This window comes from Lysinibacillus sp. FSL P2-0066 (assembly GCF_037969495.1).
Classification (GTDB): Bacteria; Bacillota; Bacilli; order Bacillales_A; family Planococcaceae; genus Lysinibacillus; species Lysinibacillus boronitolerans.
In genome coordinates this window covers 436,652-455,756 of the sequence record NZ_CP150202.1, presented here as the reverse complement: position 1 = coordinate 455,756, position 19,105 = coordinate 436,652, and the positions used below count along the sequence as shown (strand labels likewise).

The window sequence follows — 19,105 nt, the reverse complement described above, 5'->3', positions numbered from 1 at the left end:
GGTAGTAACGATGACAAACATAACTGATGGCGATCTACTCTTAAAAAATATAACTGCACAAGCCCCCTTCCCCATTTGCTTTGCAGATTTAGAAAAGGCCGTAGCGGAAAAAATCGAAGCTGGACCTTTTGGCTACATCCGTTCAGGTGCTGGCGGTGAACAAACACGGCGCAATAATCGTGCAGCTTTTGAGAAGTATTCCATTGTTCCCCGATTTTTAAATGATGTGTCAAAAGTTGATACATCGGTTCATTTGTTTGGTAAAACATATCCAACTCCTTTGCTTTTTGCTCCTGTAGGCATGAACGGAATGGTTCACGATGAAGGTGAGCTTGCCGTTGCACGTGCCGCCCAGTTTTTAAATATTCCTTATATACAAAGCACCGTTTCTACTTTTGCTCTTGAAGAAGTTGCTCAAGCTGCGCCTTCTGCAACAAAATGGTTTCAATTATATTGGTCTACTAATGAAGAAATTGCTTTTAGTATGGCTACACGTGCAGAGGAAGCTGGATTTGAAGCGATCGTTTTAACTGTCGATACCGTAATGCTTGGCTGGCGTGAAGAAGATGTACGCAATCAATTTTCACCATTGAAGCTAGGCTATGCAAGAGGAAATTATATGAATGACCCCGTTTTTACAGCCACTTTACCTGATGATTCATTCGAGTCCTATGTACAAGGTGTCTTGCAAAATGTCTTCCACCCAACACTTAATTGGGCGCATGTTCGAGAGTTAAAAAAACGTACAAATCTTCCTATATTATTGAAGGGAATTTTACATCCTGAAGATGCAAAGCTAGCTATCGACAATGGTATTGATGGCATTATTGTATCAAACCATGGCGGCCGTCAATTAGATGGCGTGATTGGTTCACTTGATGCCCTTCCTGCTATTGCGAAAGTTGTGCATGGACAAATTCCTATTATATTAGATAGTGGTGTATATCGTGGCATGGATGCCTTAAAAGCACTTGCTTTAGGAGCGGATGCCGTTGCAATTGGGCGTCCTTTCGTCTATGGGCTAGCCCTTGAAGGACAACAAGGCGTCGAAAAGGTGATGACCAATCTTTATGATGAATTAAAGGTTTCCATCGCATTAGCAGGCGCCACCTCTGTCAAGGGATTACGTAACATCACATTAGTCAAACAGGATGGGACTGAGGTTAAATGAAACAAGCATTACAAGGATTAAAGGTTGTCGATTTATCACAAGTCTTAGCGGGTCCTTATTGCACGATGGTGTTAGCAGATATGGGTGCAGAAGTTATCAAAATTGAAAAATATCCAAATGGAGACGATACCCGTACAATGGGTCCATTCGTTAATGAAGAAAGTCATATGTATATGATGGTTAATCGTAATAAAAAAGGTGTCTGCATCAATTTAAAAACTACTGAGGGACTGGCTTTATTTAAAGAATTGATTCAATCTGTTGATGTACTTGTGGAAAATTATCGACCAGGTGTCACGAAAAAGCTTGGGATTGATTATGACACATTAAAAGCCATCAATCCGGGCCTAATTTACTGCTCTATTTCCGGTTATGGTCAAACAGGTCCTTATAGTCAAAAGGGTGGCTATGACATTATGGCTCAGGGTCTGAGTGGCTTAATGCATATGACAGGTGAAGCAGATGGCCGACCTGTAAAAGTTGGCTTTGCGGTGAATGATATTGCCGCTGCACAAACAGCCTTACAATCCATTTTAATGGCCTATATCTATAAGCTTCGTAGTGGTGAAGGTCAATATATTGATGTGTCCTTAGTGGAGTCAGGTCTTGCGTGGACTGTTTGGGAAGCCGCTGCTTACTTCGGACAAGGTGAGTTACCTGAGCGAACAGGAACCGCCCATCGTGTGTCAGCGCCCTATCAAGGTTTCAAAACACAGGATGACTATATTCTAGTAGGTGCTGGCAATCAAAAGCTATGGGAGATTTTTGCTGTAAAGGTTGTCAATCGACCTGATTGGTTAGACAATCCTCTCTTTGCTACCAACTATTCACGTGCCCAACATGTGAAGGAGCTGGAAGCAGAAATTGAAAGCGAGCTAATCAAGCATAAGGCTATCTACTGGCTCGAACTATTGGATAAGCACGGTGTACCATCTAGTCCAATCTATTCTTATGATCAAACATTAAATGACCCTCATATACTAGAGCGTGGCATGGTACTGTCCTATGAGCACCCTACTGCTGGACCAATGAGAACATTGGGCTTCCCAGCTAAGTTTTCACAAACACCTGGACAGCTAACAAATGCAGCCCCTACTTTAGGGCAACATAATGAAGAAATTTTACAGGCATTAAATATTTCTGATCAAGCTATTCAACAGCTCAAGGCAGCCAAAATAATTGGGTCAAAATAAAGTGATTGTCTATTTTTAGATCGCTACCAATTAGATTTAAGCTTCTATCGGTCACTTTTTTGATTCTATCCTACACTTTTTCATTTCTATCATGCAAAAAGGCTTCCCCATTAATGAGGAAGCCTTTTTCTTATTGAATAACGCCTAATTCACGACCAACCTTCTCGTAAATCGCAATTGCATCATCAAGCATTTCTTTTGTATGTGCCGCTGTTGGCATATTCCGAACGCGTCCTGTACCTTTTGGAACTGTTGGGAAGACAATCGATTTTGCATAAACGCCTTCTTCAAATAAACGTTTTGAAAATTCCTGTGTCAACTTTTCATCCCCAATGATACATGGTGTAATTGGTGTCTCAGACGCGCCAATATTAAAGCCAAGCTTCTCAAGCCCCGCTTTTAAATAGTTGCCATTATCCCACAGCTTATCGTGTAGCTCTGTTGAATCAATCAGCATTTGCACGGCTGCTGTAATAGCGGCTACATCACCTGGTGGTAATGCTGTTGAGAATAGGAATGGGCGTGAGCGAACTTTTAGCCAATCAATTAAATTTTTCTTACCTGCTACATAGCCACCTACTACACCAATGGCTTTTGATAATGTACCAATTTGGAAATCAATTTCTTTTTCTAATCCAAAATGCTTCACAGTTCCTTTTCCTTTACCTGTTACACCTGAACCATGTGCATCATCCACATACGTAATCAAATCAAACTCTTTCGCAATTTCCACAATTTCAGGTAATTTAGCAATATCACCATCCATTGAGAAGACACCATCTGTGATAACCATGATTTTATTGTATAAACCTGATTCCTTTGCTGCCTTTGCCTTTGCACGTAAATCCTCCATATCAGAGTGATTAAACGCGATGATTTTTGCCTTTGATAAGCGACATCCATCAATAATAGAGGCATGGTTTAATTGATCAGATAGAATGGCATCATTTTTATCCATTACAGCCGAAATAGCTGCCATATTACAATTAAATCCAGATTGATAAGAAATAGCCGCTTCTGTTCCTTTAAATTCAGCAAGCTTTTCTTCTAATTTTACGTGCAAGTCAAGTGTCCCGTTGATTGTACGAACAGCACCTGCTCCAACACCGTATTTATCAATTGTCTCTTTGGCAATACGCTTTAATTCTTCATTTGTTGCTAAACCAAGATAGTTGTTAGAGGATAAGTTAACAAGATTTTTTCCACGGACCTGAATAATCGGGCCATTTGCTCCCTCTACTGGATCGATTTCATTGTATAAGCCTTGTTCATGTAGGGCTTGTAGGTTTTCATCTAAAAATGCATTCAATACTTTTGACAAGCGTATCATCCTTTCCTAGGAAAACTGTTCTCGCTCCTAGTTTAGCACATGCAAGCCATTAGCTACATTACTTTGTTAATCTTTCGAATAGTGGCGCTGTTTTTTCACGCCATAAAGAAGCGGATAGACAATTATCTAATAGGCGACGGACGGTATATTCTGCTTCTGCATATCGTTTGGAATGGCCCATCGCATCCTGTATAGCTTCTTTGTATTGCGCTCGCACTGCTTCAATCGCAGTTTCTGCTTCCTCTGAAAGCGCACAATGTTGCCCAATATCAAATATCTTATCCCCTAATCTACCATCCTCTGGATAAAAGATATGTGGCTCTGTACTATCAAAGATACAGAAATTTAGCTCTGGGATAATGACCATATCCACAGATCCCGCATCTAAGCCACACCAAACAATTTGTGCATCAAGCCCTCTTGCATTTGCCTCATCCGCTAAACTTTTCATTAATGAAGATTTACCTGTACCTGGCTTGCCTTTAATCATGAAGCGAGTCGTGATACTCTTGGTGATACTTTCCACTGTATTTTCCGCACCTCTAGGAGTTAACGTTCCAAGTAAACGATGTGTTCGGTTACCTGATTTATTCAAAACAATGGATTGAAACACTTCATTCTTTAAATTTTCTACCTGTTCATTTAATGCCTGCCAGTTCATACAACTTTGTGTGACAACCTCCCAGTCATCATGTAGCTTGATTGCTTGATCCAGTTTTGCTATGCATTTTTCACGCCAAGTTGCACGCTCCTGCATCGCCTCAGCAAGTTGTTCTCCAACCTTTTTAAGCTGTATATCCTCTAAGCAGTCATAGAAAGACATGACACGATGCTTTGTACCGAGTAAAGTTGGCTCGATATTCCACTCAGATGCCCATACAAAAAGTCTGTTACAGCCTTTTACATAAACGGCCTCAACAACTTCCTCTAATAAAGCATGCTTAAACCACTCGACGGCAAAGCCCTGTTTCACATAGAAGTATCCTAGTTCTTTTAACAGTTCTGAACCTTTAAATGTGGCAGGCCCTTGCAAAAAATAAACAAGCGCCGCTTCTTCCATCATTTCTTTATATAAATGCTTCACACCTTGACCAGTCAATGCGTGTCCAAAATAATACGTTACATTTCCGTTCAAATGTCGTTCCTCCTTTAGCTTCCGCCCTGCATTATATGAAGGAACACCAAAAAAGATGAAAAGCCACTTCTATCTATGACAGATAAAAGTAGCTTCATGAATTAATAGAAAGGCTTCATGCCCTCCATATTTCCAATACATTTCATTAATATTTTACGACAATACGGTAATGAATATTGCACAATATAGCCTGAGGTTAAGGCGATCAATACCGTCCCCACTCCAACTGGCCCTCCTAGAAGCCAGCCAACAATTGTTACAAGTACTTCAATTCCCATTCTTGCTGTCTTAATAGATCCACCAAATTTTTCAACAAGTATCATCATTAAGGTATCCCTTGGTCCTGCGCCCATATTCGGTGCAATATACATCCCACAGCCAAAGCTCAAAACAAATAAACCAATAATAAAATATGTAATTTGTAAGCCATATACATCCGTTGAGGGCAACAGCCAGTTAAATACATCAATGAACGAGCCGATTAGCAGCATATTGAGCCAAGTACCTATCTTTGGCCATTGACGTAATACAATGGATGTTGAAGCAACTATAAAGAGTCCTGTTACAATAGACCATGTGCCGATACTTAACCCAAAATTTTGAAAGAGACCTACATGTAAAACATCCCATGGGCTTGTGCCAACGATTTTCCCCTTTATCGACATCGTGATTCCAAGTGACATCACAATTAAGCCACCAATAAAAAAGGTCCAACGCCACCCCATTATTCTACGCATTCCTTATCCTTCTCTCTATGAATAATATTGCTATTGCTATTACTTTATCATACTTTCAACCAAAATTAAGCTATTGTGCTTGATCTAAACCTTTCATCTTAACACATAAAAAAACTACCCATTCTCTCACTCATGGGTAGCTGTAATTGAGGCAAGTTGTGCCTTTGTTATAGTTTTCAGATCATCTACTTGAACATGAATTTGCATACCAATTTTCCCAGCGCTAACAATTATACTACCTTGTTCTTGAGCAGATGCATCAATGACCGTTGGATATAACTTCTTCATTCCTACTGGTGAACATCCACCACGAACATAACCAGTATGGCTAAGTAGATCTTTTACCGCTAACATTTCGATTTTCTTTTCCCCAACCACCTTTGCCGCTGCTTTTAAGTCCAGCTCCTCAGCTACTGGAATAACAAATACAAATAGCTTTTGTGCACTTGCTTTTGCTACTAATGTTTTAAATACCCGAGCAACAGGCTGTCCTATTTTCTCAGCTACAGAAACACCATCAACTTGACCGTCCCCTGTTTCATATTCCATCACATCAAAATGCATTTTTTGTTGTTCTAATAAACGAATCGCATTCGTTTTCGCATGCTTTGCCTTTGCCATGTCAACAATCTCCTATCTACAGCATCAGGCTATCAAAGAGAACATAGAATCCTTGTCTGGACGATAGCCATTTTTCGTCATTTGAACGTGAGCCGCATATCTTTCCGATGCCTGTTTGAATGCTCTTAACTTGAATGCAGTCTCATAATTCTTACCGAAAATTGTATCTGCAAATGGGTCCAATTTCAATTCCTTCGCGTAACGTTCAGGAACCTTCACTTCGATGATGTCACGTACAAAAGATGGTTCGCTTTCATTTGTGGAAACCTCGTCACCATTTGAATTATTTAACATATGCTGTATGTGAGCATCAACGCTTTGCGCCACACGTAAATCTTGAGGAGAAGGCTCTGCTGATGACAATGCTGCATTACGTACCTGCTCTAAAATGGGCAGTAGTGTGTCACCTAGTTCTGAATCGGATATATGCGAGGAATCAGCGTTATCATTCATTCCTACCTTATAGGTTTGCTCATGGGCCCGTACATTCTTTTCTGTTTGCTGTAAATCCTCCATAATGGCTTGCTGCCGAGGAGTTACTTCTTTTGACTCTTCTTGCTGTTGCTCATATAAATCTTGGTCAGTACGCCCTAACAGTAAATTTTCAAGTTCAATCAATAATGGGTTTTTCTTTGGCTGAAAATACATCGCATTTTTTCTATAGGCATCTCCTGCCTCTTTACGCTGCAGTATTTTTTTACGATTATGCTGGGATGAAATTCTTTCTTGTTCCATTAAATTTGTTATTTTCATAGTTTTCACCTCGCCCTTTTATCTTCATATGCTAATAAGTTAACAGATATGAACTTTCTTTCTCACACTCTATCTATACCATTTGAATAGTTTCTGTACACTCATTATCGGAATTTTCACTATTAAATTCAAGCACTAATTACTACTAACCTCCTAAAGAGATACTAATCATTTTCAAAAATAGGTATAAAGAACCTCATCCGACTAATACTTTTCATATTCATTTATTAGCTCTCTACTATTTTCAATAAAATTTATTACATATACACTAAACAAATAGTGTTAATCAACATAAAAAAAACAGTCCTCACATTCTGGACTGCTTTTCTCATTTTTTGGGTTTAATCAATATACCTTTATAAGCTAAGTAACCAAGCCATGCCCCCATTGTATTTAAAATTAAATCATCAATATCCGCAGAGCCAACGGTAAAAATAAATTGAACGGTTTCGACAGCAAGACTAGCAAAAAAGCCCAAACAAATAATAATCCATGCTTTTCGGAATTTCTTCGATAGTAATGGCAGTAAAAAGCCCATTGGAGTAAAAATTAACAAGTTGCCAAGTAAGTTAACGATTATAATTTCCCAATTAAAATATTGAGAGTAGTTTATATAACGGAGAATCGTTTCGAAGGGAATAAAATTTGTAGTTAAACGCCAACTACTATAATCAAACAATCCTAAGTCACCTATAGAGTAATCTCCTTTAAATAAAATGACGACTACATCTACTAGGCGATCAATAACCAATTTATAAAAAGCCATAAATGAATAGATACTAAATAAAATCCAACCTGCTACCTTTAGCGGCAAATAATATGTATCAATGACATCCCGATATGGTAATGGGAGCTTGGCATTATTCTGAACATCCGCTATGTTGTTTTTAGACAAGCTTAACACCCACTTCCCTTTATTCCTTCCCATATTTTAATATGCTCAACTATTGCTTGCAAGTAGCTGAAAAAAATTATCATCCAAAAAGGCTGTCTCTTATCAGCAGAGACAGCCTTGCAATAAGTATGTTTAAACCGGGTTTACCCCATGCTTACGTTGTGAGAATAATAAGTATTTTGACATATAAAGTTCTAAGCGATTTTCTAGTACCTGGCGTAGCTCATTAGGCTCAATCACATCATCAATGATAAGCTCTGAAGCTAAGCGATACACATCAATTTCCTCTTGATATTCTTTACGTTTCTCGGCAATGAAGCTTGCTTGCTCTTCTTTTGGAAGTTCTGCAATTTTATTGGCATAGACGGCGTTGACAGCAGCTTCTGGTCCCATTACGGCAATTTGTGCATTTGATAAGGCAATACAGCAGTCTGGTTCAAACGCAGGACCAGCCATTGCATATAATCCTGCACCATACGCTTTACGCACAATGACCGTTAGCTTAGGAACAGTTGCCTCACTCATGGCAAAAATCATTTTAGCACCATGACGGATAATTCCTGCTTTTTCAACCTGAGTACCAATCATAAATCCTGGAACGTCTGCTAGGAATAACAGCGGGATATTGAAAGCATCACAAAGTGAAATAAACTTCGCCGCTTTATCAGCAGAATCATGGAATAGCACGCCTCCCTTGACGCGAGGTTGGTTAGCGATGATCCCAACTGATTGTCCATTAATTCGCGCAAGCCCTGTAATTAATTCTGGTGCAAATAATTTCTTAACCTCACAAAACGAATCTTCATCGATAATACGATCAATTAGCTTATACATATCAAATGGAACATTTTGGTTTTGAGGTATTAATTCTTCAATAGATTTATCAAATGAAGCCGGCGGTTTGGGTGTCTCTACCTTGCTACGCTCTGCATAGTTATTAGGGAAGTATCCTAAATATTTGCGCGCATAAGTAATAGCCTCTTGTTCGGATTTAACAAGCACATCTCCACAACCTGAAACAGAACAGTGCATTTTTGCGCCACCCATTGTTTCTAAATCTACTTTCTCACCGATAACCATTTCGGCCATACGAGGAGAACCTAAATACATAGAAGCATTCCCTTCTACCATTACCACGATATCGCAAAATGCAGGAATATAGGCACCACCTGCAGCCGAAGGACCAAATAATAAGCAAATTTGCGGAACTTTTCCTGACAGTTTGACTTGATTGTAGAAAATGCGTCCTGCACCTCGGCGTCCCGGGAACATTTCAAGCTGATCTGTAATACGCGCACCCGCAGAATCCACTAAATAGAGTAATGGACAATTCAACTTTTCAGCGGTTTCTTGAATGCGAATCATTTTTTCAACCGTGCGTTTTCCCCAAGAACCTGCTTTAATCGTTGAATCGTTCGCTAGCACACAAACTGTACGACCATGGATTTTACCAATACCAGTGACAACACCATCTGCTGGTAAATCTCCTGCTAAACAGTTCGCATAGAGCCCATCCTCTGATTGAAGACCATCATCAAGTAACAGTTCAAGACGCTCACGTACAAATAGCTTGCCTTGTTGTGCATTTTTGTCATGATATTTTGGTAATCCACCTGCTAAAATTTTATCTTTCATTGTAGGTGGTGTATTTTCTGTCGAGATATTGCTCATGTTAATTTCCTCCCTTTGCCCAATCGATTACACCAAAATGATTTCTTGGCGTTTTATTTCCCTGAATATTGTGGCGCTCGCTTCTCTTGGAAGGCAAGTAAGCCCTCTAATCGGTCTTCTGTTGGGATCAGTGCACTATATGCAAGTGATTCAATTTTTAATCCGGTAGCTAAATCTACCTCAACACCTTGATTGATCGCAACTTTGGCTTGCACTAAAGAGAGTGGTGCATTTTTTGCCATTTCCAGTGCAAGCTGTTGTGCTTTATTTAATACCTCATGTCCTTCATAAACATACTCGATAATGCCATAATTTTTAGCTTCTTCGGCATTCAGCCTACGCGCTGTATAAATTAATTCCTTTGCTTTACCAAGACCAATTAGACGTGGAAGTCGTTGTGTTCCCCCAGCTCCTGGAATAATACCGAGCGATGTTTCGGTTAAGCCCAGCTTTACATGTGTAGCCGCAATTCGTAAATCACAAGCTAGTGCCAACTCCAAGCCTCCGCCAAAGGCTACGCCATTTAGGACAGCAATGACAGGCTGTGCAAGCGTTTCAACTTTTGCCACAGTGGCACCAATCAGCTGCACAATCTGCTTCACTTGTCGATCAGACATGCCTTTACGTTCCTTTAAATCAGCACCTGCACAAAATGCCTTTTCGCCTGCACCTGTTAGAAGGACTACGCGCACTGCTGGATCTCCATTGATTTGATCAAGCGTGTCAGATAGCTCATGAAGTAATTGAACCGACATAGCGTTAGCAGCTTCTGGTCTTGAAAGAGTAATAAGTCCAATACTACCTTCTAGTAATTCAAAACGAACGAGTTGTGTCATAGTTGATTTGCACTCCTTTCATTGCGGACAATAGCCATTTGCTTTGATGCAACAGCTTTGCCTAACTTCTCTTCAATAAAGAGTGCTGCCTCTAGCACCTTTTGTCGATCTACCCCTGTTTCAATGCCCATCTCATCGAATAAATACAATAAATCTTCTGTGGCTACATTGCCTGAGGCACCTTTTGCATATGGGCAGCCCCCTAGCCCACCAAGCGCGCTATCAAACTTGGTAATACCCATTTCTATGGATTTCATAATATTGGCTAGTGCTGTACCACGTGTATCATGAAAGTGCATGGCAAATTTCTCAGCAGGATACCTTTTTAGTACTTCTTCTAAAAGAAACTCAACCTGTGTCGGTACACCCACACCAATTGTGTCGCCAAGCGATATTTCAGTCACACCCATCTCCAATAACTTTTCCGTTACTCGTAATACCTTGTCAGGGTGTATATACCCCTCATAGGGACAACCAATAACCGTTGAGATATAGCCTCGAACATGTTTCTTTGCAGCCTTAGCTCCTACTACAACTTCTTCTAATATGGGAAATGTATCTGCTATGGTTTTATTAATATTACTTTGGTTATGACTTTCACTAGCAGACATAAAAATACTTACTTCATCTACTTCAGCCTGCAATGCACGTTCTAAGCCACGCATATTGGGTACAAGTGCCGCATAGGTAATATCCTTATGTCTTTTAATGGCTTGCAGAACCTCGACTGCATCTGCTAATTGAGGAATCCATTTAGGATGCACAAACGATGTCACTTCAATATAATTTAATCCTGTTTGACTTAATAAATTAACTAATTGCACTTTATCAGCTGTTGTAATATGCGTTTTTTCATTTTGTAAGCCATCACGTGGACCAACTTCTTTGATTATGACTTGCTTAGGTAGCTGCATAAACAAGCCTCCTCTTACTCAATTTCTAAAATATCATCATCAACGTTAATGAAGTCGCCCTCATTGGCAATGATTTTTGTCACTACGCCATCCTCTTCTGCTGCAATTGGAATTTCCATTTTCATCGATTCTAAAATGGCTACATCTTGACCTGCTGCCACTTTCTCCCCCTCTGTTACGACGATTTTCCATACTGTTCCTGCCATGCTTGCTTTTACTGTTGCCATATTCATTCACTCCTAATTTTTTAATCATGTATTCGTCCCTCTATGGAAGCACGAATACATGAAAATTGTTATTTTGTTTCTGCTAATTGCGGTAAATAATATTGCTCAACAAATTTTGTCGTCGTATAGCCTTTTAAAAATTGCTCATGTGTGACGGTTTTTAACAGCATTGGGATATTCGTTTGAATCCCCTCCACTTTGTACGCCTTTAGCGCTTGTGCTAATCTTTCACAGGCAATTTCTCTTGTTTCCCCCCACACCACCAATTTACTAATCATTGGATCATAGAATGGTGTTACCACTGAACCTGATTCAACACCACATTCATGTCGAACGCCTTCACCTGTCGGTAATTCAAGGGTCGTAATGGTACCTGGAGACGGGAAAAATGTCGAAGGATTTTCAGCATATATGCGCACTTCAATCGCATGCCCTTCTTTAGTAAGACTTTCTCTTGTAAATGCAAGAGGTTGTTTTGCCGCAATTTTCAATTGCTCTTCAACCAAATCAAGCTTCGTAATTTCCTCTGTTACGGGATGCTCTACCTGTAGTCTTGTATTCATTTCTAAGAAATAAAAGTTTTGATTTTCATCAACCAAGTATTCGATTGTTCCAGCATTGACATAACCAATATGCTTCGCCGCCTTAACTGACGCTTCTAGCATTTTTTCTCTTGTCTCTTGTGAGATAAACGGTGATGGTGCTTCTTCTACTACTTTTTGATTTCTTCGTTGAATAGAGCATTCTCGTTCAAATAATGGAACGACATTGCCTTGATGATCAGCAATAATTTGCACTTCAACATGGTGAGGGTTAGCAATGAAGCGCTCCATATACATCGTGCCATCACCAAAGAATGATTGTGCACGCTTTTGATTGCCCTCAAAAGCTTTGGCTAGTTCCTCAGCATTTTCAACTAGCTGCATACCGATACCGCCACCGCCTGCCGATGCCTTTAACATAATCGGATAGCCTAAACGCTCCGCTATGTCAGTGGCTTCTTCTACATCCTTCACAGGCGCTTCTACACCCTCTACAATCGGTACACCAGCAGCTTTCATTGTCTTACGAGCCTCTAATTTACTGCCCATTGAAGCGATCACATCAGCACTTGGACCGATAAACACTAAACCTGCCTCTGTACACCGTTTTGCAAAATTTGCATTCTCTGATAGTAAACCATAGCCAGGATGAACAGCCTCTGCGCCACTTTCTAGTGCAATTTCTAGAATGCGGTCGATGTTTAAATAGCTTTGTGCAACAGGTGGCTTCCCTACACAGAAAGCCTCATCTGCATCTTTCACATGTAAGCTTTCAGCATCTGCCTCTGAATAGATAGCAACCGTATGAATATTTAGGCGCTTGCATGTTCTGATCACACGTCTAGCAATTTCCCCACGATTTGCAATTAATACCTTGTTGAACATATCCACTGCCCCTCCTTACTTTACGGTCATAACGAAATCTTCTCGTAATTTATATTTTTGAACTTTTCCAGATGCAGTCATTGGATAGTTATCAATAAAGAAAATATGTCGTGGAATTTTATGTCTTGAAATTTTATCCCGACAATAATCTCGGATTTCTTCCGCTGTTGCCTGCTCTCCTTCTTTTAAAACAATCCAAGCCGCCGCTTCCTCCCCATAAACAGGGTCAGGAACACCTGCAACCTGAACATCTGAAATTTTCGGATGTGTATAAAGGAACTCCTCAATTTCACGAGGGTATAGGTTTTCACCCCCACGGATAATCATATCCTTCAAGCGACCTGTTACACGGACATAACCGGCTTCATCCATTGTTGCTAAATCACCTGTATGCAACCAACCATCCTCGTCAATCGCCAGATCTGTTTCCTCTTGGTTTTTATAGTAGCCCTTCATCACATGATAGCCCCTTGTACACAGCTCTCCCTGTTCATTCGTCGGAGCTTCTTCGGTAGTTCCAGGAACAACAATCTTTACTTCTAGGTTAGGTAATGCGCGGCCAACCGTCTCCACCTTTAACACTAACGGGTCATCCGTTCTTGTCTGCGTAATAACAGGTGATGATTCTGTTTGACCGTAGCATATTGTTATATCTTTCATGCCCATCTTCTCAATGACCGCTTTCATAACTTCAATTGGACAGTTTGATCCTGCCATGACTCCTGTACGTAAAGTTGAAAGATCGAAAGATGCAAAATTCGATAAATTCAGTTCACTAATGAACATTGTTGGCACGCCATGTAATGCAGTACATTTCTCTTGTTGAACGGTTTTTAGTACCTCTTCAGGTGAGAATTCCTGCACAGGTACCATCGTTCCACCACTCGTTGTAATAGCTAATGTTCCTATGACACAACCAAAGCAATGGAAGAATGGAACTGGGATACATAGACGATCCTCTGCCGTTAAACGCATACATTCTGCTATGTTAACAGCATTGTTGACTAAGTTAAAATGCGTTAGCATTACTCCCTTAGGAAAGCCTGTCGTACCAGATGTATATTGAATATTAATGACATCATCATAATGGAGAGATTGCTCTCTCTGATCTAACTGTTCCTCGGTTACTTGCTCGGCAGCAGTTAAAACGTCTGACCAATTAAGTACACCAGGGTATTTATTTTCACCGATTAAAATAACATTTTTTAATAAAGGTAGTCGCTTTGATTGCAAATTACCTGGTTCACAATGTTCAAGCTCTGGACATAACTCTTGCAGTGTATTGATAAAAGAATGGTCTCGATAATTTTCAATTAGAAAAATCGTTTTAGCATCAGATTGCTTCAATAAATACTCCAACTCACTCGCACGGTAATTCGTATTTACCGTTACAATTGGAGCACCCATCTTCCCTGTACCAAATTGAAGCTGTACCCACTCAGGAACATTCGTCGTCCATACTGCGATATGGTCTCCCTTTTCAATTCCAAGAGCCATTAAACCTCTCGCTACGTAACGTGCTTGACGGTTTAGCTGCTCATAAGTCATGCGTAAATTTCTGTCAGCATAGACCAATGCTTCATTCTGCGGGTACTTTTTTGATTGTTCATCTAGCAATTGACCAATTGTTTGATACACAAGTTCTGCCATGAAGATCCCCCTTATTTATGCTATTTAACTTAACTGATGATGATTAACAGCCAATTAGACGAGAAATAACGAGACGTTGAATTTCAGATGTTCCTTCACCGATTTCCATTAATTTAATGTCACGTAAATGACGCTCTACATCGTATTCTTTCATATATCCAGAACCACCATGAATTTGGATTGCCTGATTACATGTACGGAAGCCCATTTCAGAAGCAAATAGTTTAGCCATTGCAGCTTCTTTGCCAAATGGCTTCTTTTGATCTTTTAACCATGCTGCTTTATGTACTAGCGTACGAGCAAGCTCTATTTCCATCGCCATATCAGCTAATTTAAATTGGATCGCCTGTAGCTTCGAAATAGGTGCACCAAATTGCTCACGTTCCTTCGCGAATTTTAGTGCCTTTTCATAAGCAGCCTGGGCAATTCCAACAGAAAGAGCAGCGATGGAAATTCGACCACCATCAAGTGTATTTAAAAACTGGCTAAAGCCACGTTTTTCATCCCCTAATAGATTTGTTCTTGGGACACGAACATTTTCTAACACAATCTCACATGTATTGGAGCCACGTACACCCATTTTGTCATAGTTACAGTTGATTGTTACACCTGGTGTGTTTGTTGGCACAATAATAGAAGAAATAATTTTTTTACCATCTTCACGTTTACCCGTTACCGCAGTTACAATAATTTGTCGAGCATATCCTGCATTGGTAATCCAGCATTTCTCTCCGTTAATGATGTAGTCATCACCATCAATAACAGCTGTAGTACGTGTGCCACCAGCATCTGAACCTGCATTTGGCTCTGTTAAACCGAATGATCCTAATGTCTCACCCTTAGCTAATGGAACTAGCCACTCTTGCTTTTGTTCTTCTGTACCGAAGTTGTAAATTGGTGAGGCTCCTAAGCTAACAGCAGCTGCATAGCTTAACCCTGTGCCCCCACATGCTCGACCAATTTCCTCTACAGCTAAAGCGTAGGACACTGTATCCCCACCTGATCCACCATATTCTTCAGGAAACGGGATACCCAATAAGCCTAGTTCTGCCATCTTCTTAAAGCTCTCTATTCTCATTGTTGATGTCTCATCAACCTCACGAGCATACGGTTTAATCTCCTTCTCAGCAAAATCACGCACCATGTCTCGAATCATTTCTTGCTCTTTTGTTAATTCAAAATTCATCCCTAATCCCCCTATTGTTGAATTTGCCATAGTAGATGTAGCTCAAGAACAATTGCTTACAGTGAAATACCGACTAGTCGGTTTGTAAAAACAAATAATAAAACCAGTGTTTCCTACTGGCTACCCCTTTATTATAAATTGCTTCGCTTCTCCCATGGCTTGTTCTGTCACAATTGCCCGTAATACCATATCGGTAAAAACATCTGTGATTTGCTCCATCGTTAATGGTCCTGATTGCTTAAACCATTTGTACGTCCAGTTAATCATCCCGACAATTGCCATTGTTACAATTGTACAAGGTAATTCGGTACGAAAAACCTTTGCTTCCTGACCCTCTGCTATCACTCTTTGTAAAATATCACGATAGTGATCTCGCTTTTTATGGATGATGTCACTATATTCATCTGAGAGTGAACGACTTTCTTCATAAAAAATCGTAATATGTGCTTGATACATATCAAATACTTGTGTCAGTGTTTGCAGCATGGCACACAAACGTGTGATGGGTGTATCGAATTTGTCATATGCAGCTTGCGATTGTTGAATGACATATGAAATAAAGACATCATGAATTTCATACAACAGTTCATCTTTTGATTTAAAATTATGATAAAATCCACCCTTTGATGCCCCAATATATTCCACAATACGATCCACGGTTACATTGTGATAACCATCTTGTTGAAACAATTCAACTGAAGCGTCTACAATTCTTTGTTTTAACGTTTTCTTTACCATAGGCCCTATCATCCTTCATCTAGCTCTATACTTCATCACTCCTTATAATCAGGAAAAACCATTAAACCCTTAGAGTATTCTATTTTTTCCTAATTATAAAAATACTATGACAACATAAATATAGCATTCTCAAAATTTGGTGTCTAGCAACAAAATAGATTTTTCGCAAAATTACGAGCAAAAATTTTACATAGAACAGAAATTAAAAAGCTAAAATCACATATACACCATATGAAGTTTCTTTGCTCTTCATGACAAATTTTCTTCCCTTTCTTTTCTTTGCCTATTAAATGCATTTTACATTGCAGTTAAACTGCGAACCCACTCAACCTATGCTATATTTAAAACCATGGAACTATGAAAGGGTGTTAACAATGGCAAAGAGCGTAGTAATCGCTGAAAAACCTTCTGTAGCACGTGATATCGCACGTGTACTGAAGTGTAATAAAAAGGGAAATGGTTTCCTTGAGGGAGACAAATACATTGTTACTTGGGCGCTTGGACATCTTGTAACACTGGCAGACCCTGAAAGCTATGATGTGAAATATAAAACATGGAATCTAGAAGATCTACCTATGTTACCTGATCGGTTAAAATTAACTGTTATAAAGCAAACTGGAAAGCAATTTAATGCGGTCAAAAGTCAGCTTACACGTAATGATGTCAGTGAAGTCATTATTGCCACAGATGCTGGGCGTGAAGGTGAATTAGTGGCACGCTGGATACTCGATAAAGTAAAGATTAAAAAGCCGCTTAAGCGCTTATGGATTTCATCTGTAACAGATAAGGCAATTAAAGATGGCTTTGCCAATTTAAAGCCAGGCAAAGCATATGATAATTTATATGCCTCTGCTGTAGCTCGCTCAGAGGCTGATTGGTATATCGGGCTTAATGCTACTCGTGCTTTGACTACCCGCTTTAACGCACAGTTGAATTGTGGACGTGTACAAACGCCAACGGTAGCGATAATTGCTACACGTGAAGATGAAATTAAAAACTTTAAGGCACAAACTTATTATGGTATTGAAGCGCAAACAACTGACAACTTGAAGCTCACATGGCAAGACCAAAATGGAAATAGTCGTAGCTTCGATAAAGATAAAATCGATACGCTGGTCAAAAAAATTGGAAATAGCAATGCCATCGTTGTGGACATTGAAAAGAAACCAAAAAAATCATTTGCACCTGGACTTTATGATTTAACAGAGTTGCAGCGTGATGCCAATAAAATCTTCGGCTATTCAGCGAAAGAAACTTTAAATATCATGCAAAAACTCTATGAACAACATAAAGTGTTAACTTATCCACGTACGGATTCTCGCTTTATTTCACAGGATATTGTTGCCACATTACCTGAACGCTTAAAGGCCTGTGGTATTGGTGAATATCGCTCCATCGCCAATAAATTACTTACAAAACCTATCAAGCCAACAAAGGCATTTGTCGACGATAGTAAAGTATCAGATCATCATGCGATTATTCCAACAGAGGGCTATGTAAATTATTCAGCTTTCACAGATAAGGAACGTAAAATTTATGATCTTGTTGTAAGGCGTTTCCTAGCTGTTCTACTGCCTGCTTTTGAATATGAACAACTAACACTGCGTGCAAAAATTGGCGATGAAAGCTTTATTGCTCGTGGAAAAACGATTTTATCATCTGGCTGGAAGGAAGTTTATGAGCATCGCTTTGATGATGAGGACACAACAGATGACGTAAAGGAACAAATACTACCACGCATTGATAAGGGCGATATATTAAAAGTAAAGCTTATTGCCCAAACTTCTGGTCAAACAAAGCCACCTGCTCGATTTAATGAAGCTACTCTTTTATCAGCCATGGAAAACCCAACAAAATATATGGCAACGAATGATAAAAAATTAGCCGATACATTAAAATCTACAGGCGGTCTTGGCACAGTCGCTACACGTGCAGATATTATTGAAAAGCTTTTCAATTCCTTCTTAATAGAAAAGCGTGGTGGCAAAGATATTTATATTACCTCTAAAGGTCGTCAACTACTCGACCTAGTGCCAGAGGAATTAAAATCCCCTGCCCTGACAGCAGATTGGGAGCAAAAGCTTGAACTTATTGCAAAGGGCAAGCTAAAAAAAGATGTATTTATTAGCGAGATGAAAAATTACACAAAGGAAATTGTTACAGAGATTAAGGGTAGTGACAAAAAGTATAAGCATGATAATATCTCTACCAAATCATGTCCTGATTGCGGTAAACCAATGCTTGAAGTGAATGGCAAGAAAGGAAAAATGCTTGTCTGCCAAGATCGCGAATGTGGTCATCGGAAAAATGTCTCACGTACCACAAATGCACGTTGTCCACAATGTCATAAAAAATTAGAGCTTCGCGGAGAAGGTGATGGTCAAATTTTCGTTTGTAAATGTGGCTATCGTGAAAAATTATCCGCCTTTGAAGCAAGACGTAAAAAAGAAGGCGGAGGCAAGGTCGACAAGCGCTCCGTACAAAAGTACTTAAAGCAGCAAAACAACGAGGAGCCTGTGAACAATGCACTTGCTGAAGCATTGAAGGGATTAAAGTTCGATTAATTAAAAGGGCAAATTCACTCTATATGTGAATTTGCTCTTTTATTATGCATACTCACC

The 19,105-nt window shown here is 39.6% G+C and carries 17 protein-coding genes; 3 read left to right on the top strand and 14 right to left on the bottom strand.

The genetic code is table 11. The features are described 5' to 3' along the window. The first annotated feature begins 10 nt into the window (after nt 1-10). The gene (locus MKZ14_RS02180) at nt 11-1,171 is read left to right on the top strand and encodes an alpha-hydroxy acid oxidase (RefSeq protein WP_333006199.1); all 1,161 of its coding nucleotides are present in this window, start codon (nt 11-13) and stop codon (nt 1,169-1,171) included. After that, nucleotides 1,168-2,364, top strand: coding sequence for a CoA transferase (locus MKZ14_RS02175; RefSeq protein WP_312124018.1), 1,197 nt, complete (start codon nt 1,168-1,170; stop codon nt 2,362-2,364). Before MKZ14_RS02180 ends, MKZ14_RS02175 begins: the two co-directional genes overlap by 4 nt. A 130-nt stretch (nt 2,365-2,494) precedes the next feature. Here the strand turns inward: MKZ14_RS02175 and MKZ14_RS02170 are convergent, their stop codons facing one another. From MKZ14_RS02170 to MKZ14_RS02105, 14 genes are all read right to left on the bottom strand, one after another. Further along, the gene (locus tag MKZ14_RS02170) at nt 2,495-3,694 is read right to left on the bottom strand and encodes a glycine C-acetyltransferase (RefSeq protein ID WP_016992223.1); all 1,200 of its coding nucleotides are present in this window, start codon (nt 3,692-3,694) and stop codon (nt 2,495-2,497) included. A 58-nt stretch (nt 3,695-3,752) separates the two neighbouring features. After that, nucleotides 3,753-4,829 carry a hypothetical protein gene (locus tag MKZ14_RS02165; protein ID WP_016992222.1) on the bottom strand — a complete coding sequence of 359 codons (1,077 nt, stop codon included), beginning with the start codon at nt 4,827-4,829 and terminating at the stop codon, nt 3,753-3,755. Between the two features lie 101 nt (nt 4,830-4,930). After that, entirely contained in the window at nt 4,931-5,566 is a 636-nt protein-coding gene (locus tag MKZ14_RS02160; protein WP_016992221.1) for a YitT family protein, read from the bottom strand. Nucleotides 5,567-5,692: 126 nt separating this feature from the next. Beyond that, nucleotides 5,693-6,187 carry a Cys-tRNA(Pro) deacylase gene (gene ybaK / locus MKZ14_RS02155; protein ID WP_036078139.1) on the bottom strand — a complete coding sequence of 165 codons (495 nt, stop codon included), beginning with the start codon at nt 6,185-6,187 and terminating at the stop codon, nt 5,693-5,695. 24 nt (nt 6,188-6,211) lie between these two features. Further along, a complete protein-coding gene (locus MKZ14_RS02150) occupies nt 6,212-6,940 on the bottom strand; it encodes a hypothetical protein (protein ID WP_333006200.1) in 729 nt (242 codons plus the stop codon). A gap of 328 nt (nt 6,941-7,268) precedes the next feature. After that, nucleotides 7,269-7,844, bottom strand: coding sequence for a VanZ family protein (locus tag MKZ14_RS02145; RefSeq protein ID WP_238542710.1), 576 nt, complete (start codon nt 7,842-7,844; stop codon nt 7,269-7,271). Between the two features lie 123 nt (nt 7,845-7,967). After that, nucleotides 7,968-9,506 carry an acyl-CoA carboxylase subunit beta gene (locus tag MKZ14_RS02140; protein WP_016992217.1) on the bottom strand — a complete coding sequence of 513 codons (1,539 nt, stop codon included), beginning with the start codon at nt 9,504-9,506 and terminating at the stop codon, nt 7,968-7,970. A 53-nt stretch (nt 9,507-9,559) separates the two neighbouring features. After that, complete coding sequence (locus MKZ14_RS02135; RefSeq protein ID WP_016992216.1) at nt 9,560-10,342, bottom strand: enoyl-CoA hydratase; 783 nt, start codon at nt 10,340-10,342, stop codon at nt 9,560-9,562. Beyond that, the gene (locus MKZ14_RS02130; protein WP_312124015.1) at nt 10,339-11,256 is read right to left on the bottom strand and encodes a hydroxymethylglutaryl-CoA lyase; all 918 of its coding nucleotides are present in this window, start codon (nt 11,254-11,256) and stop codon (nt 10,339-10,341) included. The genes MKZ14_RS02135 and MKZ14_RS02130 overlap by 4 nt, the downstream gene beginning before the upstream one ends. Nucleotides 11,257-11,270: 14 nt before the next feature. After that, nucleotides 11,271-11,483 (bottom strand): acetyl-CoA carboxylase biotin carboxyl carrier protein subunit, encoded by a 213-nt coding sequence (locus MKZ14_RS02125; RefSeq protein ID WP_016992214.1) that lies wholly within the window; start codon nt 11,481-11,483, stop codon nt 11,271-11,273. A 68-nt stretch (nt 11,484-11,551) separates the two neighbouring features. After that, nucleotides 11,552-12,910, bottom strand: coding sequence for an acetyl-CoA carboxylase biotin carboxylase subunit (locus tag MKZ14_RS02120; RefSeq protein WP_016992213.1), 1,359 nt, complete (start codon nt 12,908-12,910; stop codon nt 11,552-11,554). Nucleotides 12,911-12,925: 15 nt separating this feature from the next. After that, the gene (locus MKZ14_RS02115; RefSeq protein ID WP_312124013.1) at nt 12,926-14,560 is read right to left on the bottom strand and encodes an AMP-binding protein; all 1,635 of its coding nucleotides are present in this window, start codon (nt 14,558-14,560) and stop codon (nt 12,926-12,928) included. Between the two features lie 43 nt (nt 14,561-14,603). Then, nucleotides 14,604-15,746 carry an acyl-CoA dehydrogenase gene (locus tag MKZ14_RS02110; RefSeq protein WP_036078132.1) on the bottom strand — a complete coding sequence of 381 codons (1,143 nt, stop codon included), beginning with the start codon at nt 15,744-15,746 and terminating at the stop codon, nt 14,604-14,606. Nucleotides 15,747-15,866: 120 nt separating this feature from the next. Beyond that, the gene (locus MKZ14_RS02105; RefSeq protein ID WP_036078131.1) at nt 15,867-16,484 is read right to left on the bottom strand and encodes a TetR/AcrR family transcriptional regulator; all 618 of its coding nucleotides are present in this window, start codon (nt 16,482-16,484) and stop codon (nt 15,867-15,869) included. A 374-nt stretch (nt 16,485-16,858) separates the two neighbouring features. On the opposite strand from MKZ14_RS02105, the gene MKZ14_RS02100 reads away from it, so the two are divergent. Further along, a complete protein-coding gene (locus MKZ14_RS02100; RefSeq protein WP_333006201.1) occupies nt 16,859-19,048 on the top strand; it encodes a DNA topoisomerase III in 2,190 nt (729 codons plus the stop codon). The last annotated feature ends 57 nt before the right edge of the window (nt 19,049-19,105 follow it).

Excerpts from the sequence above, each read along its gene's own strand:
- MKZ14_RS02180 (WP_333006199.1), top strand. The coding sequence starts at position 11 with ATGACAAACATAACTGATGGCGATCTACTCTTAAAAAATATAACTGCA.
- MKZ14_RS02175 (WP_312124018.1), top strand. The coding sequence starts at position 1,168 with ATGAAACAAGCATTACAAGGATTAAAGGTTGTCGATTTATCACAAGTC.
- MKZ14_RS02170 (WP_016992223.1), bottom strand. The coding sequence starts at position 3,694 with ATGATACGCTTGTCAAAAGTATTGAATGCATTTTTAGATGAAAACCTA.
- MKZ14_RS02160 (WP_016992221.1), bottom strand. The coding sequence starts at position 5,566 with ATGCGTAGAATAATGGGGTGGCGTTGGACCTTTTTTATTGGTGGCTTA.
- ybaK (WP_036078139.1), bottom strand. The coding sequence starts at position 6,187 with ATGGCAAAGGCAAAGCATGCGAAAACGAATGCGATTCGTTTATTAGAA.
- MKZ14_RS02150 (WP_333006200.1), bottom strand. The coding sequence starts at position 6,940 with ATGAAAATAACAAATTTAATGGAACAAGAAAGAATTTCATCCCAGCAT.
- MKZ14_RS02140 (WP_016992217.1), bottom strand. The coding sequence starts at position 9,506 with ATGAGCAATATCTCGACAGAAAATACACCACCTACAATGAAAGATAAA.
- MKZ14_RS02135 (WP_016992216.1), bottom strand. The coding sequence starts at position 10,342 with ATGACACAACTCGTTCGTTTTGAATTACTAGAAGGTAGTATTGGACTT.
- MKZ14_RS02130 (WP_312124015.1), bottom strand. The coding sequence starts at position 11,256 with ATGCAGCTACCTAAGCAAGTCATAATCAAAGAAGTTGGTCCACGTGAT.
- MKZ14_RS02125 (WP_016992214.1), bottom strand. The coding sequence starts at position 11,483 with ATGGCAACAGTAAAAGCAAGCATGGCAGGAACAGTATGGAAAATCGTC.
- MKZ14_RS02120 (WP_016992213.1), bottom strand. The coding sequence starts at position 12,910 with ATGTTCAACAAGGTATTAATTGCAAATCGTGGGGAAATTGCTAGACGT.
- MKZ14_RS02115 (WP_312124013.1), bottom strand. The coding sequence starts at position 14,560 with ATGGCAGAACTTGTGTATCAAACAATTGGTCAATTGCTAGATGAACAA.
- MKZ14_RS02110 (WP_036078132.1), bottom strand. The coding sequence starts at position 15,746 with ATGAATTTTGAATTAACAAAAGAGCAAGAAATGATTCGAGACATGGTG.
- MKZ14_RS02105 (WP_036078131.1), bottom strand. The coding sequence starts at position 16,484 with ATGGTAAAGAAAACGTTAAAACAAAGAATTGTAGACGCTTCAGTTGAA.
- MKZ14_RS02100 (WP_333006201.1), top strand. The coding sequence starts at position 16,859 with ATGGCAAAGAGCGTAGTAATCGCTGAAAAACCTTCTGTAGCACGTGAT.